This is a genomic window from Streptomyces sp. NPDC050625, assembly GCF_040654755.1.
Classification (GTDB): domain Bacteria; phylum Actinomycetota; class Actinomycetes; order Streptomycetales; family Streptomycetaceae; genus Streptomyces.
Genome location: NZ_JBFAIQ010000034.1, coordinates 23,276 through 37,252, shown reverse-complemented (window position 1 = coordinate 37,252; position 13,977 = coordinate 23,276). Strand labels below are relative to the sequence as shown.

Here is a 13,977-nt window from a genome sequence, read left to right as displayed (position 1 = left end):
CGTGCCGGCGGCTACGGCCCATGGTCGTAGACGGCCCCGGGGTGCAGGCCGCCGGTCGTGGCGAACATCTGGGGGACCGTGACCAGGACATAACCGCGGGCCTTCAGCGCGTGAATGATGTGCGGGACGGCCGGTGGGGTGGTCGCGTACCGGTCGTGCAGGACGATGATCGCGCCGGGTCGCGCCCGTGCCAGCACGCGCTGCTCGATGAGGTGGGGGTTGCGGTTCTTCCAGTCTGCGGGGCTGACGCTCCACATCACCACCGGAAGACCTTCCGCACCGGCTGCCGCACGCACCTTGGCGTTCCACGCTCCGAAAGGTGGTCTGAACAGGGTCGGCCGGTGCCCTGTGACGGAGGCGATCTGCCCCGCCGCCGTCTCCAGCTCGTGGTCGATCCGGGCGGGCGCGAGGCGGGTGAGGTTGGGGTGGGTCACCGTGTGGTCGCCGATCGCGTCGCCGTCCCGCAGCTGTCTCAGCACATCCTTCCGGTAGTGCAGAGCGTGCGGTCCGATCAGGAAGAACGTGGCCACGGTGTGCTGGCGCTCCAGTGTGCCGAGTATGGCCGCTGTGTACTGGGTCGGTCCGTCGTCGAAGGTCAGCGCCACACACTTGGTGTCCCGGCAGTCGACGAAGGGAGCCGGTGCGCCGGACCGGGCGAGCCCGTGCGAGAGCGCAGCGGCGGTCGATGATGGCAGGCCCGGCGCGGCTGCGAACGCGCCCAGCGTGGCTGCGACCGCTGTCGCCGCCATGCGCCGCCATCCTGCTCCGGAAGGCATCACCAACCCCTTCGGGACGGTCCACCTGATTTCAGGCTCGCCCATCCGATCCAAAAGGGCCTTGGGAAGCAGGTATGAGAGGCTCCAGAAGCAGCGAAGTTCTCTGTAAAAAAGCCTGGTAGGAGGCGTTCGAGGGAGCAGGATCAAGCTCTCACTTCTTACCTACTTCTAGCTGTGACCTCCTCCCGGCCGTCGGCCCCGACGCCGGCGTCGGCGCCGTGCCTGTTCGGCTGGGCCGGCGCGGCGCGCATCGCCTTCCACGACCGGTTCCGTTTGAACGGCAGCTCGAAGACTTCCGCGAACAGCCACGCCCCCAGCACCGAGGCCGGCGCGGCCAGCAACAGGGTGAAACAGAACGTCGGCAGGCCGGGTGAGACGACGTGCGGGGCGAGCTTGCGGACGACGAGCATGACGATCGGGAGATGGATGAGGTAGAGGCTGTAGGAGAAGTTGCCGAGGGTGCGTATGGGCCGCGTGGCCAGGAGCCGGGTGAGGAACGCGGGCCTGCCGGTGGCCACCGCCGCCAGGAGCATCGTCATGGCGGGTACGACGGCCAGGTCCACCCAGAAGTAGTGGTCCACCGTCCACACGGATCCCTTGACGGCCACAAGTGCCAGGGCCGGAGCCGCCGTCAGCGCCGCGAGCCAGTGCCACGGCAGGCGCCGTACCCGCTCGGGCGCGGTGACGATTCCCGCGCCGACCAGGCCGGCGACGAACACCGGCGCGAGATCCGGGGTCAGCCGGTTCATGCCCTCCACCGGCGTCCCGTTCGCCGCCGCCAGGCCGTGTGCGACCACCAGGAGCGTCACGCCCGCGACCAGGACCACCGCGCCCAGGCGGCGCCGGACGAGGAGGAAGAGCGGGAAGAGGAGGTAGAGCTCCGCCTCCACGCCGATCGACCAGAAGGCGCCGTTCGGGGTCGGGGCCGTGAACAGGTCCTGGAGCACCAGGCCGTACACCAGGAGCGTCCTGCCGGTCGGCGGACCGTAGTGCGAGGCGGGCACCACGAACCAGGCGACCGCCAGGCTCAGTGCGAGTGCCGCCCAGTACGGCGGCAGGATCCGCCAGGCCCGCCTGCGCAGGAACCGTGCGCCGCCGCCCAGTTGCCAGCCGCGGCGGGCCGGTGTGATGGCCAGGGAGAACCCGGACAGCACGAGGAAGAAGACGACGGCGAGACGCCCGTACATCAGCCAGCCGAGCCAGGAGGGGCCCGAGTTGTGGGGGAAACCCGGGAAGGTCAGCAGCCAGCAGTGGAACAGCAGCACATACAGTGCGGCCAGGCCGCGGAGTCCGTCGAGGCCCTGCACATGGCTGCGGTCGTGCACTTCGTCCGTCCCGTCCCCGTGCCGCGCCCGGACGGCCAAGTCGATGTCGGTGCTGTGAGCGGCGTTCCGGGCGATATGAAGACGCCACCTACTGCGACTGATACGTCGCGGGCAGCTACGTCGTTCAACACACGATGTCAGTCCAGACACGATGTCGGTCCAGACACGACCGCGCCCCCGGTACGGACCGGGGGCGCGGTGGGGCGGGCCGGGGGACTGAAGGGCGCGCCCGGGGGCGCGGCGGTGGCGGGGGGGGGTGCCGGAGCCGCCGCGCGGGCTCAGCGGGCTCAGTGGGCTCAGCGGGCTATGCCCAGGCTGAAGGGGATCATGCCGTAGCGCATCACGAAGGGGCCGAGGAACAGGATCAGCCACTCCTGGGTGCGGGCGCTGTAGAGGCCGCCCAGGTCCAGGATCCAGTCGTCCTTCCAGCCCAGGTCGCGCAGCAGGCCGACGACGGTCTCCTTGGCCCCGGGGTCGTCGCCGGAGAGACACGCGGTCGGCGGCATCGACAAGATGGAGGGGTTGGTCATCACCCGGCTGTCCATCGAGTTCAGGGCCTTGACCACCCGGGTCCGCGGCAGCGCCTGCTGGAGTTCCTCCGCCAGGCTGGAGTCCGCGTGGACCGGTGCGGCGGGCAGGCCGTCCGGGCCGCGTACGTACGCGTTGGAGACGTCCACCAGGACCCGGTCGCGCAACTGCTGTTCCAGCGGGCGCAGGAGGTCCAGGGACAGTTCGCCGGGGGTGGCGTTGAAGACGACCTCGGACGATTCGGCGGCCGACGCGTGCGTCCTGAGCCGTACGCCTGCCTGCGTCAGTTCCTCGCCCGGTGCCCGGTCCGGGTGGCTGGAACCGATCAGCACCGTGTGGCCGGCGCGGGCGAGGCCCAGGGCCAGGCCGCTGCCGACGGTGCCCGAGCCGAGGACCGCGATCGCCGTCATGACAGCACCGGCGTCCGGTACGACGCCTTCGCCTCCTCGTACGTGGGCAGCAGCCCGGCGGCGACGGCCTCGGCGAGGGTCGGTGCGGCCGCGTCCTTGTCCGAGCGGACGAACGGCTCGGAGGTGTCCCACGGGATGCCGATCGCGGGGTCCAGGGCCTGGATGTCGACCATGGTGCCGTGCACGTACTCCTCGGAGCACAGGTAGTTCATGCAGGTGTCGTCGGTCAGCGCGAGGAAGGCGTGGCCCAGGCCGTCGGCGAGGTAGACGCCGATGCCCGAACCGGCCTCCTGCAGCGTGGTGTCGAACATGCCGAAGGTGGGCGAGCCGACCCGCAGGTCGACCACCACGTCCAGGGCGGCCCCGCGCACACAGGTCACGAGCTTGGCCTGGCCCGGCGGCAGGGTCGTACCGTGGATGCCGCGCAGTGTGTTGCGGTGCGAGACCGAGTAGTTGACCTGCCGGACGGCGAACGTCTGGCCGCTCGCCTCGCTCAGCTCGCTCAGTCGCCACGCCTCGAAGAAGTGGCCGCGGTTGTCCGGGATCTGCGACGGCGTGATCCTGAAGGCGTCTTTGACCTTCATTTCTTCGATTGCCATGCTCCGCTTCCTCGGTTTCCTGTTCGGGCAACGGGGTTGAGCCGGTCGAGAACGCCCGGGCGCGGCGCAGGCCCCCCGCGGGCGTGGTCGGGTTGCCGGGGCCCGGTGCCCCGGAGCGGGGAGCCGGCGCCGCGCCACGGGGGTCAGCGGGCCGGGGCGGGTGCGGACTTGTCGTCCGCGGTGGCCGGGGACGACTTCGCCACCGGCGCGGACTGGGTCGCGTCCTGGGCACCGCGGCCCGGCACGATCAGCATGAACAGGGTGCCGAGGCCCACCGCGGCGGCGCCCACCCACATCGCCGGGACCAGGCCGTCGACGAAGTTCTGCGGTGAGGCGAAGCCGCCGTTGGCGCTGAAGATGGAGGCCAGGAGGGCGACGCCGAGCGCCGCGCCGACCTCACGGGTGGCGGCCGTGACACCGGAGGCGATGCCCTGCTCGTGCTCGGCGACCGAGCCCATGGTGAGGTTCATCAGCGGGGCGTAGAACATGGCCATGCCCGCGCCGCAGATCATCAGGGCCGGCAGCTGCTTGACGTAGGAGACGTCCGGGTCCATGACGAGCGCCCAGTAGGCCATGCCCGCCGTCATCAGCGCGAGGCCGACCGCGACCACGGGCTTGCCGCCGATCCGGTCGGAGACCATGCCGGCGATCGGCGCGACCACCATCGGCATCGCGGTCCAGGCGAGCAGCCGTACGCCGGCCTGCATCGCGGTGTAGCCCTGGATCAGCTGGAAGAACTGGGTCATCAGGAAGATGGCGCCGAACATGCCGACCGACATCAGCACACCGGCCAGGTTGATGCCGGTGAACGCCCGGCCGCGGAACAGCCGCATCGGCACCATGGGCTTGTCGGTGCGGTTCTCCCACAGCACGAACAGGCCCATCACGGCGGCGCCGCCGACCAGCCCGGTGAGCACCATCGGCGAGGTCCAGCCGTCCCCGTGACCCTTGATCAGGCCGAGCACGATGCCGAACAGGCCGACGCCGGACAGGACCGTGCCGACCGCGTCGAGGCGCGAGTCGGCGATGCTGCTCTCGGCGAGCTTGCGCCAGGACAGCGGGGCCAGCAGCAGACCGAGCGGCACGTTCAGCCAGAAGATCCACTGCCAGGACAGGTGCTCGACGATGACACCGCCGACCAGCGGACCCGCGGCGATCGACAGGCCGTTGATCGCGCCCCAGATACCCAGGGCCGAGCCGCGCTTCTCGGGCGGGACGGCGACCGTCAGCAAAGTGACCGACAGCGGCATCACGATGGCCGCGCCCGCGCCCTGGACGGCACGGGCCGCGATGAGTTCACCGACCCCCGGCGCCAGCGCCGCCGCCGCGGAGGCACCCGTGAACAGCAGCAGGCCGAGGCAGAAGACCTTGCGCCGGCCGAACCGGTCACCGAGCGCGGCACCGAACATCATCAGGACCGCGAAGGACAGCGTGTAGGCGTTGACCGTCCATTCCAGGTCCGCGAGGCTGCCGCCGAGCTTCTCCCGGATCGTGGGCAGCGCCGTGATGATCACTAGGTTGTCCAGGCCCGCCATGAAGGAGGCGAGGCCGGTGGTGAGGATGGCCCAGAAGACCAGCCCCTTCGTTCCTCCGCCCGTAGCTGGGGGGTTGACGGTGCTCATTCGAGCATCCTTTCTGGAGGCGGTCAGTGCGAGATGCTCGTCGCGGAGACTTGTCCGACGTACGACAACGCGGACCGGGCGCACGGCCGGCCGGCGCGGACGACGCTACGGACGGGCACTCGACTTCCCCTTGAGCCTCACTCGGCGACCGCTGAACCCCCTGGTGGGCGGGTGCGCACCGGAACCCCTGGTGGGCGGGTGCGCCACAGGGCCCCGGGCCGTGGCCGGCCGGGGCCCCGCGGTGTCGCGGCCCGGGATCAGCCGAGCTGGCGCTTGAAGGTGTCGATGTCGAAGTAGAGGGTCTCGTCGATCAGCACGTCACCGTCGAAGTGGAAGATGACCAGGATCGGCGCGTCGATGGACTTGCCGCGGTTGGGTATGTCCCGCCAGTCGGCTTCCTGCTTGCCGCGGGCCCAGGCCTCGAGAATGATCGCGGTGGGGGTGTGGTGCAGGTGGAGCACGTCGTGCTCCAGGTTCGGGAAGGCCTTCTGCATGTCGTCGAAGTAGCCCTTGCGGATGGCCTCGGGGCCGACGAAGGACTCCTCCTCGAAGGCCTGGATGCGGTAGACGGGACCGCGCGGGAACGTGGCGAAGACACCGTCGATGTCCCACTGGGTCTCGGCGATCGTGTGGGCGATGACCACCGCCTCGCGCCGGGCGCGCAGGTCGGCGTCGGGCGCGGGGAGATCCGCGCCCGGGAGAGTGAATCCGTTGTCGCTGGCCATGTTCCCGTTTCCTCCACGCGTCGCGGTGAATCCGTTGGGGCCGACGCTAGGACGCACGCCTAGGCCGGCCCTCGCACGGAACTCGAAAACCGGCCGAGCGACCTGAACCGGCCCGCGACCCGAACCGGCCGAGCGGCCTGCCTGAACGGGTCAGGCCGTCTGCGGCTGGCCGGCCCGCTCCTGCGGCGGACGGTAGGTGGGCCGGTAACCCATGGCCACGGACAGCGGCGCCAGCGCGGTGCACAGCGCCATGTCGACCAGGAACGGGCGGCCGGTGACGACGCGGTACTCGTCGCGGAAGCCGAGCGCGAGCAGCGGCATCTGGAGCCTGGGGGTGCCGTCGGGCTTGAGCCGGCCCTCGTTGGTCAGGCCCCACAGGGTCTCGAAGACCGTCTCCGTCTTGTACGCGGGCGTGGTGCGCCAGGTGATCCGGGCCCGCTCCGGGCCGGGGTTCCAGATCGAGTGCACGGCGCCCGGCGGGATGTAGAACTCGTCGCCGGGTCCGTACTCGTGCAGGGTGCCGTCGAGCAGCAGGTGCAGATGCCCGCGCTCCACCTGCATCCGCTCGGTCTGCCGCGGGTGGTAGTGCTGGGGCGGCTTGATGCTGGCCGGGGAGTACTCCACGGCCACCTCGACATAGGCGCCGTCGGTCTCGGCCGCCGTTTTCAGGAAGGTGAGCCGGTCCTCGCCGAGCCGCAGGACGTCTCCGGGGCTTGCCATGGGGGTCTCCCTCGTAAGGGTGGGGGGTCAGGTGGTCTGTGCCCGGGCCGTGCTGGTGGCGCGACGCCGGCCGGGCAGACCGACGACGGCGTTGATCAGGTTGAGCACCGCGATCCCGGCCGCGATCCAGAAGCCGAGGTGCAGTCCGTCGAGCCAGGCGACGGCCGGGGCGGTGCCGCCGGTGAGTTCCGAAGTGGTGCGGGTCAGGGCGCTGGTGGCCACGGTGGCCACGCCCAGCGAGGCGCCGACCTGGAACGCGGCGACGAGCACACCGGAGGCGATGCCCTGCTGCTCCTGCGGTACGTCGGACACGCCGGCGACGTTGACCGGGATGGTGCAGCACTGCATGGCCGCGCCCAGGACGAGCAGCGCGGGCAGCACCTGGGTGACGTAGTCGCCGTCGTGCGGGGCCTGCGTGAGCAGGAAAAGGCCGGCGACGGAGCCCACGGCGCCCGCGATGTAGACGGGGCGGGGGCCGAACTTGTGCATCACCCGGGTCGCCGGGGCGGTGATCACGATGGCGATGATGCCGAGCGGCAGGAACGCGAAGCCCGACTTCAGGGTGGACCAGCCGAGGGTGCGCTGCAGGTAGTAGCTGCTCAGGAACAGTACGGCCGCCTGCACACCGCTGGTCAGGACGCGGCCGATGGAGGACGCGACCAGGGAGCGGGTGGCGAAGAGCCGCATCGGCATCAGCGGGTCTGCGACCCGCAGTTCGACGAGGACGAACGTGGTCAGCAGCACCAGCGAGCCGACGAACGGCGTCACCACGTACAGTCCCGAACGCCAGCCGTGGTCCTGGATGTTGACGATGGCGTAGACGAGCGCGGCCAGGCCGCCGGTGACGGTGACCGCGCCGATCAGGTCGGGGCTGGAGCCGGGGGTGAGGTCCTCGCGGCGGCTGCCGAGCAGCAGGACTCCGGCGACCGCGACGACGCCGAAGGGGATGTTGATGTAGAAGATCCAGCGCCAGTCGAGGCTGTCGGTGATGACGCCGCCGAGGACGACGCCGAGGGTGCCGCCGAGTCCGGCGAGCGCCGCCCAGACGGCGAGGGCGGTGGTGCGTTCGCGGCCCTTCGGGAAGGACGTGGTGACCAGGGACATGGCCGCGGGCGACAGGAAGGCCGCGCCGCAGCCCTGCAGGGCGCGGGCGGCGATCAGCACGGTGGTGCCGCCGGCCAGTCCGCACGCCAGGGAGGCGGCCGTGAACAGGACGGCGCCGACCAGGAAGGTGCGCCGCCTGCCCCAGCGGTCGGCGGTGCGCCCGCCGAGCAGCATCAGGCCGCCGAAGCAGAGGATGTAGCCGGTGAGGACCCACTCGGTGGCGGTGGCGCTCGCCTTCAGGTCGGACTGGATGGCGGGCAGGGCCAGGTTCACCACGGTGGTGTCGAGGAGCACCATGAACTGGGCTATGGCGACGAAGACGAGCAGGGTCCAGCGCCGTGGATCCGGCGGGGTGTGGTCCTCGGCCTCGACCACGACGGCCTCGCCCACGGAGGTGTCGACCGGCTTGTCGGCGGGTGACGCGTGGCGTTCGGTGCCCATGGCTCCCTCTCGTGTGTCCATGGCTCCCCCTGTCTGTGAGTCCTGCGTGCCGGACGCGCCCCAGGCGGGGTGCGCGTCCGGCGGTCCGGCGTGCCGCGTCAGGCGGCGGCGGGTACGGCGATGTAGCTGAGGGCGTTGTAGATGGTGCGGTCGGGGTCGGTGATGGCGCGGCGGCCGTGCATGACCCGCGTGTTGTCGATGACGGCGACGTCGCCGTGCTGCCAGTCGAGGTTCTCGGTCAGGGCGGCGGTGACGGCCTCGACCTCGGCGAGCAGCTCCGGGGAGAACTCGGTGCCGTCCGCGAAGGTGATCTTCGGCTTCTCGTAGTTGAAGGAGGGGCCGAGGATGCTGTTGGCGAAGGACGGGCGGGTGCCGAAGACGGTGGAGTCGGCGGCCGGGGTGGTGTACGAGTAGCGGATGCCGCCGTCGGCCTCGGGCACGATCTCGGTGCCCTTCAACGTGCCGGTCAGGGCGAGCAGTTCGGAGATCTGGATCTCCTCGGCCGGCTTGGTGCGGCCCATCAGGTGGTGGGCCATACCGCGCCACTGGGGCTCGGAGACGTACCGGCTGTAGACGATGTCCTGCGCGGAGAACGCCTCGCGCGCGGCCGGGGACAGGGCCTCCCAGACGCGGTAGCCGTCGCAGACGGTGGTCTGGGAGCCGGAGGAGGCGGCCTTCTCGCAGAAGAACCAGGCCAGGTGGGAACGGAAGGGGCTGTTGCCGTTCTCGGTGTGCAGGCCCACCTCGTCGAGGCCGGCGTCGACCTTCTGCGCGACGTCGGAGTAGAAGTCGCGGGCGGGGTCGAGGGTGGTGGAGGTGGAGGTGTTCTGCACCAGCGCGGTGAACGACGTCATGTCGGTGTCGAAGCCGCGCAGCAGCAGGAAGCCGGCCTCCTTGAGCAGTTCGAGCAGCTTCGCGGAGTCGATGGCGTCCAGGGCGGTGCCGGCGGCGGGTTCCACCAGCAGGCCGCTGCCGGTGCCGTAGGGACTGGTCTTCACGACGGTGTTCGAGGCGGTGGTCATGCCTTCTCCTTGATACGTGTGTCACCGGCGGCCGCACCGGGGGCGCCGCCGAGCACATGGGCGCGGATGACGTCCCGACGCGGGCGGCCGGTGACGGTGAAGCAGCGGGCGTAGTCGGGGTCGTCCTCGGACATCAGGCGGATCACCGCGGCGCGCTCGATGTCGGAGAGCCGCTCCCGGCCGAACTCCTCGATCCGGCGGCGGGCGGTGTCGTGGTCGAGTCCCGCCTCGACGACGAACAGGCCGTGCACCGCCTCCAGTCCGTCGGCGACGATCGCGGCCTCGCGGACGAAGCCCAGTTCGCGGTAGCGGGCCTCGACCCACTCGGGCGAGACGTTGCGCCCGCCGGCGGTGATCACCAGGCTCTTCTTGCGGCCGGTGATGCGCAGATAGCCGTCCTCGTCGAGCTCGGCGAGGTCGCCGGTGTGCAGCCAGCCCCGGTCGTCGACGACGACGCTGGAGGGGTCCTCGCGGGTGTAGCCGGCGAACAGCGAGCTGCTGCGGATGAGCAGTTCGCCGTCCTCGGCCAGCTCCACCTCGACATGGTCCAGGGGGCGGCCGACGGTGCCGAAGCGGACCTCGCCGGGGAAGTTCCAGGAGACCACCGAGGAGTTCTCGCTCAGCCCGTAGCCCTCGTGGACGGTGAGGCCGAAGTCGTGCAGGCGCTGGAGGATCTCGGCGGGCACCGGGGCGCCGCCGCAGGCGACGAAGACCGGGCCCTCGTGGCCGAAGATCCGCAGGTGCCGCTCGGTCACGTTCTCCTCGGGCTGCTGCTCGCACAGGGCGAGGAACAGCCCGGCCACGGTGGGCGGGATGACCAGGGCGGTGGGCCGGGCCCTGCGCAGCAGTTCGAGCATGCGGGGCGCGGCGTCGGCGGCGGTGCCGACCAGCGCGGTGCCGGGCGGCATGAAGGTGACCGAACCGCCCGCGAGGAAGGGCATGTAGAGCCCGGCGACCTGCTCGATGAGCAGGCTCAGCGGGACGATCGACAGATAGCGCTCGAACAGGGCGGTGCCGGTGCGGGCGCGCAGCGAGGTCAGCAGGGCGTCCAGGCCGTGCCGGCGGATCTGTACGCCCTTGGGGGCAGAGGTGGTGCCGGAGGTGTGGATGACCTTGACGATGGCGTCCTCGGCGGGCACCGGCCACTTCGGTGCGGTGGCGGGCGCGGCGGCCCGCAGGGCGGGCAGGTCGATCTCGGTCACCGGGCAGCCCTCGGGCAGTACGCCGCCCTCGCGGTCCTTGGTCCAGCGCTCCAGGGCGCCGGCGCCGCCGGCGTCGACCAGGCACAGGTCGGCCGTCTCGAAGAGGGAGGCGGCCTGCTCGGCGGCGAACGCGGTGGGGACCGGGATCTCCACGGCGGAGGCGAACAGCAGGGCGAGGTCGGCGGCGACCCACTCGGGCGAGTTCTCGGCGAGCAGCCCCACGCGGGCGGGGCGGCCGTGCTCCCGCTCCCACTCGCTCAGCCGGGCGGCGAGGACGAGGGCCGCGCCGATGAGGTCGCGGTAGCCGAAGTCGGTGGCGGGGCCGCCGTCGGCGGACAGCACGCGCACCATGACGTCGTCGCTGTCCGCCCGCGCGAGCAGTCCGGCGGCAAGGCTCACGGTCTCGGTGTCACGCGGCACGGGTCAGCACCTTCTGCTCGGGGCGGTTGCCGACGAACCGCATGTCGACCGATTCGAAGCAGTAGCGGCCGATCGCGGCGAGCAGCAGGGTGCTCTGCGCGGCCGCCTCGGCCCAGCCGACGACCGGCCGGGTGTCGTAGTAGGAGCCCCACAGGGCCGCCTCCTCGGGCGAGAGGCGGTCGCGGGAGGCGTCGACGAGCGGGTGGAAGACCACGCCGAGGTGCTGCATCAGCGAGGCCAGCCGGCCGGTCATGGTCATCACCGCGTACGGGCGGCCCAGGCAGGCCATCACCAGGGGCAGGGCCTTGATGATCTCGCCGCCGGCGCTGGCGCGGACGGAGGCGATGTTGCCTATCTGGAGGATCTGCTCGCGCGCCACCTCAGAGCCCAGTTCATCGGCGATGATCTGCTCGACGGGGGCGTCGAGGTAGCGCTCCAGCAGGATGCCCTCCTGCTCGGGGAAGGACAGTCCCGCGCAGGCGAGGGCTGATTCCGTCTCGTCCTCTGCGGTCTCGAAGTAGGCGAGGAACGCGTCCGGGTTGGGCCGGATGCGGGCGTCGTACTGGGCGGCGAACACGTCCTGGACGAGGTCGGCGGCGACCTGCCAGTCCGGGGTGTCGCGCATGGACAGCGTGATTCGCATGGGTGCACCCCCTCTTACGGGGTCGGGTGGGACAAGTAGTCGGATGTTCGGATGTGAGGTCGGTTGTCGTGGTCGGGGTGGTCACATGCCGAGGACGGCGGGGCGCGGTGCGCTCACCGGCCGTGCCCGTACGGCGAGTTCGGCGGCCATCAGACCGCTGTTGATGGAGGTCTCGGCGAGGATGCCCGGGGCGGCGACGCTGTCGCCGATCAGGTACACGCCGTCGCCCTGGTCGATGGCGGGCCGGTCCCGCCAGGTGTGTCCGGGGTAGTCGACGGCTCCGGTGCGGCCGCGGGAGACGCCCTCGCGGCGCCACAGCATGCGGTCGCGCCAGCCGGGGGTGGTGAGGTCGAAGAGTCCCTCCAGCCGCTCGATGGCCTGGGCCTTGTTCTCGCCGGGCCGAAGCGGCATCGCGCCCTGGAAGAGCGCCTCGCCCTCGGGGGCGAGGGAGGGGTCGTGGTCGGAGTACTGGGAGGTGAAGCCGCCCTCGTCCATGTCGAAGGAGACGTTGCCGTCCTTCTTGGAGTGGGTGACGGCCATGTCCACCAGGGCGGCGGTGCCGCTCGGCCAGTCCAGTTGGCTGTCGCCGAGCAGTCCGCGGGCGGCGGCCAGCGAGGTCGCCACGATCACCGGGCCGTCACCGACCGGCAGTTCGGTGATGCGGGAGTTGGTCTCGATGATCACGCCGTGCCGGCGGGCGACCCGCGCCATGCGGTCGACGACCGTGCCCCAGCCGCCGATGAAGTACCGGCTGGGCAGCGGGAACTTGGGGGTGCCCACGCGCAGCAGCCGCTCCCAGATGAACGCCGCGGACAGGGTGCCCGGGTCGCCGTGGAAGACGATCGGGCCGAGGAAGCCGAGGGCCTCATCGACCGTCTGCTGCGGGAAGATCTTCGATGCCCAGTCCTGGAACGACTGGTCGACGGGGACCGGCCGGTCGCGGTCGAGCAGGGTCATGCGCATGTAGCCGGGCGGCAGCGTCATCCGCAGCCGGCCCTGGTGGCGGAAGCGCATCCGGGTCCACTCGTGGAAGGACAGGCGCACATAGCGGCCGGCCACACCGCGCGAGATGAGCCACTGCCAGGCCTCGCCGTTGTTCATGATGGTGTGCGGGCCGTCGTTGGTGATGTACGGCCCCTCGGCCGAGCGGGCACGGCCGCCGAGGTGGGAGTGCGCCTCGTGGACGGTGACCCGGGCGCCCTGCTCGGCGGCGGCGATGGCCGCTGTCAGGCCGGCCATCCCGCCACCGATGATCGTTATGTTCACCATGGTTGCTCCTCAGTCACCTTCGCTTCCGCGGCCCGCGTCAGCGGTTGAGCGTGGCCATGGAGTTGGCGGGGTAGCGGTCCCCGACGGTGCTGCCGTACGGGGCGATCTCGTCCAGGGCCGCGAGGTCGGCCGCGGTCAGGCGGACGTCCGAGGCGGCGACGTTCTCCTCCAGGTAGGTGACACGCTTGGTACCCGGAATGGCGATGACTTCCTCGCCCTGGGCGAGGACCCAGGCGAGGGCGAGCTGTCCGGTGGTGACGCCCTTGTCCGCGGCCAGGGCGTCCAGGCGCTCGACGACGGTGAGGTTGGCCGCGAGGTTCTCCTCCTGGAAGCGGGGGACGATGCGGCGGAAGTCGTGGGCGGCCAGCGTGTCGAGGCTGCGGATACGGCCGGTCAGCAGGCCGCGGCCGAGCGGGCTGTAGGCGACGAAGCCGATGCCCAGCTCGCGGACCGTCTCCAGTACGCCGGTGACCTCGACGTCGCGCGTGGACAGCGAGTACTCGGTCTGTACGGCGCTGAGCGGGTGGACGGCGTGGGCCCGGCGGATGGTGGCCGCGGAGGCCTCGGAGATGCCGATGTGGCGCACCTTGCCGGCGGCCACCAGCTCGGCGAGCGCGCCGATGCTCTCCTCGATGGGCACCTCGGGGTCGACGCGGTGCAGGTAGTACAGGTCGAGCCGGTCGGTGCCCAGACGGCGCAGGGTGCCCTCGACGGTGGCCCGGATGTACTCGGGGCGGCCGTTGATCTGTCCGGTGATGGTGCCCTCGGGGGAGACCTCGTTGCCGACCTTGGAGGAGACGACGACGTCGTCGCGCCGGCCGGCGATGATCCGGCCGACGAACTCCTCGTTGGTGTGCGGGCCGTAGAAGTCGGCGGTGTCCAGCAGGGTCACGCCGAGTTCGAGTGCCCGGTGGGCGGTGCGCAGGGCCTCGGCCTCGTCGGCCGGGCCGTACGCGAAGGTCATGCCCATGCACCCGAGGCCCTGCTCGGAGACCACGAGCCCCTGGCTGCCGAGCTTACGTTGCCGCATGAATCGGTTCCTTCCTGAGCCGTGCGGGCCTCGGAGGGCTGGCGGTTCGGGTCTTGCTCCCCCGGGCACTTACCATTGATAGAAATCCTAGCATTGACATAATCCAGGAAGCCAGCAGCCCAGCCCGGCAATGCCCGTGCC

At 71.1% G+C, this 13,977-nt stretch carries 13 protein-coding genes; all 13 read right to left on the bottom strand.

Annotated elements, in window-relative coordinates; all coding sequences use genetic code 11:
- Window positions 1-11 precede the first annotated feature (11 nt).
- Window positions 12-749 (bottom strand): polysaccharide deacetylase family protein, encoded by a 738-nt coding sequence (locus tag AB0I54_RS40725; RefSeq protein WP_363301383.1) that lies wholly within the window; start codon window positions 747-749, stop codon window positions 12-14.
- A 185-nt stretch (window positions 750-934) separates the two neighbouring features.
- Window positions 935-2,140: an acyltransferase gene (locus AB0I54_RS40720; RefSeq protein ID WP_363301382.1), complete on the bottom strand. Its 1,206-nt coding sequence runs from the start codon at window positions 2,138-2,140 to the stop codon at window positions 935-937.
- A gap of 257 nt (window positions 2,141-2,397) precedes the next feature.
- Entirely contained in the window at window positions 2,398-3,039 is a 642-nt protein-coding gene (locus tag AB0I54_RS40715) for an NAD(P)-binding domain-containing protein (RefSeq protein ID WP_363301381.1), read from the bottom strand.
- Window positions 3,036-3,638, bottom strand: coding sequence for a dTDP-4-dehydrorhamnose 3,5-epimerase (rfbC, locus tag AB0I54_RS40710; protein WP_363301380.1), 603 nt, complete (start codon window positions 3,636-3,638; stop codon window positions 3,036-3,038). Before rfbC ends, AB0I54_RS40715 begins: the two co-directional genes overlap by 4 nt.
- Window positions 3,639-3,781: 143 nt before the next feature.
- A complete protein-coding gene (locus AB0I54_RS40705) occupies window positions 3,782-5,260 on the bottom strand; it encodes an MFS transporter (protein WP_363301379.1) in 1,479 nt (492 codons plus the stop codon).
- Between the two features lie 257 nt (window positions 5,261-5,517).
- Window positions 5,518-5,985 carry an ester cyclase gene (locus tag AB0I54_RS40700; RefSeq protein ID WP_363301378.1) on the bottom strand — a complete coding sequence of 156 codons (468 nt, stop codon included), beginning with the start codon at window positions 5,983-5,985 and terminating at the stop codon, window positions 5,518-5,520.
- 150 nt (window positions 5,986-6,135) lie between these two features.
- Window positions 6,136-6,705 carry a cupin domain-containing protein gene (locus AB0I54_RS40695; RefSeq protein ID WP_363301377.1) on the bottom strand — a complete coding sequence of 190 codons (570 nt, stop codon included), beginning with the start codon at window positions 6,703-6,705 and terminating at the stop codon, window positions 6,136-6,138.
- 27 nt (window positions 6,706-6,732) lie between these two features.
- Entirely contained in the window at window positions 6,733-8,271 is a 1,539-nt protein-coding gene (locus AB0I54_RS40690) for an MFS transporter (protein WP_363301376.1), read from the bottom strand.
- 77 nt (window positions 8,272-8,348) lie between these two features.
- Window positions 8,349-9,272, bottom strand: coding sequence for a TauD/TfdA family dioxygenase (locus AB0I54_RS40685; RefSeq protein ID WP_363301375.1), 924 nt, complete (start codon window positions 9,270-9,272; stop codon window positions 8,349-8,351).
- Window positions 9,269-10,894, bottom strand: coding sequence for an AMP-binding protein (locus AB0I54_RS40680; RefSeq protein WP_363301374.1), 1,626 nt, complete (start codon window positions 10,892-10,894; stop codon window positions 9,269-9,271). Before AB0I54_RS40680 ends, AB0I54_RS40685 begins: the two co-directional genes overlap by 4 nt.
- Complete coding sequence (locus tag AB0I54_RS40675) at window positions 10,884-11,537, bottom strand: thermostable hemolysin (protein ID WP_363301373.1); 654 nt, start codon at window positions 11,535-11,537, stop codon at window positions 10,884-10,886. The genes AB0I54_RS40680 and AB0I54_RS40675 overlap by 11 nt, the downstream gene beginning before the upstream one ends.
- An 81-nt stretch (window positions 11,538-11,618) precedes the next feature.
- Window positions 11,619-12,806 (bottom strand): FAD-dependent oxidoreductase, encoded by a 1,188-nt coding sequence (locus AB0I54_RS40670; RefSeq protein WP_363301372.1) that lies wholly within the window; start codon window positions 12,804-12,806, stop codon window positions 11,619-11,621.
- Between the two features lie 37 nt (window positions 12,807-12,843).
- Window positions 12,844-13,836: an aldo/keto reductase gene (locus AB0I54_RS40665; RefSeq protein WP_363301371.1), complete on the bottom strand. Its 993-nt coding sequence runs from the start codon at window positions 13,834-13,836 to the stop codon at window positions 12,844-12,846.
- Window positions 13,837-13,977: the final 141 nt, after the last annotated feature.